Below are 888 nucleotides of genomic sequence, written 5' to 3'. Positions count from 1 at the left end.
CAAGGAGCGCGCGTAGGCGGCCTCCCAGACCAGGTCGACCTGGTCGACGGTGGCCGTGGCGCCGAGGTCGACCTGAATCCACTGGGGATCGGCGAAGGTGCTCGACCAGCGGGTGCCCGGGTCGCCGTCCACGGCGGCCGAGGCGGGCGTGCCGGCATTCTCGACGGACGACGCGGTCACCGGCCGGCCCTGGGAGAGCAGGGCGGACGCGGCGTCGACGGGCGAGGGCGCGGCCGCTACGGCGCCGCCGGCGAGCAGGGCCAGGGTGGTGGCGACGGCGGTGAGCAGGCGGCGGGCCGGGCGGGGCCGGCCGGGGTGTGCCGGTGCGAGCCGGCGGGGAACGGGGGGCATGGACGTCTCCTACGGGTGGTGGCCGATGGAGAGCGCTCTCGGCCCGAGCGTGGCCCGCCGCCCAGCCGCTGTCAAGAAGCCGGCCCGGGCCACACGAGATCCATTCCGGACTTTTCCCAGGCCATTGACTGATGGAAACGGCTCGATGAACCTGATGGAGAGCGCTCTCCATTCCGTCCCCGTCACCAGCCCGTCCGGGAGCCAGCCATGCCCACGACACCACCGCTGCCACCGCCCCGCCGGCGACGCCGCCTCGCCGCCATGGCCACCGCGCTGCTCGCCCTGCTCGCCGCCTACCTGACCGCCCCCGTGCCGCCCGCCACCGCCGCCGGTTCGCTGCTCTCCCAGGGCCGGCCGACCACCGCGTCGTCGACCGAGAACGCGGCCTTCCCCGCCTCCGCCGCCACCGACGGCGATCCCGGGACCCGCTGGTCCAGCGCCTTCAGCGATCCGCAGTGGCTCCAGGTGGACCTCGGTGCCACCGCCACCGTCGACCAGGTCGAACTGGTCTGGGAGGCCGCCTACGGGCGGGCGTTC

2 protein-coding genes are annotated in these 888 nt (G+C 75.2%); one reads left to right on the top strand and one right to left on the bottom strand.

Annotation, left to right across the window (positions count from 1 at the left end; genetic code table 11):
- The coding region (locus ACL02O_RS34320; protein ID WP_412822342.1) for a discoidin domain-containing protein at positions 1–351 on the bottom strand (351 nt) is incomplete at its 3' end.
- 207 nt (positions 352–558) lie between these two features.
- Between ACL02O_RS34320 and ACL02O_RS34315 the strand changes: the two genes are divergently transcribed.
- Positions 559–888, top strand: a 330-nt coding sequence (locus ACL02O_RS34315; protein WP_412822341.1) for a discoidin domain-containing protein, incomplete at its 3' end; no start/stop codon positions are given.

The organism is Micromonospora mangrovicola (assembly GCF_047200535.1).
Taxonomy (GTDB): domain Bacteria; phylum Actinomycetota; class Actinomycetes; order Mycobacteriales; family Micromonosporaceae; genus Micromonospora.
The sequence above is the reverse complement of the archived record's forward strand: the minus strand, read 5'-3'. Positions and strand labels throughout refer to the sequence as shown.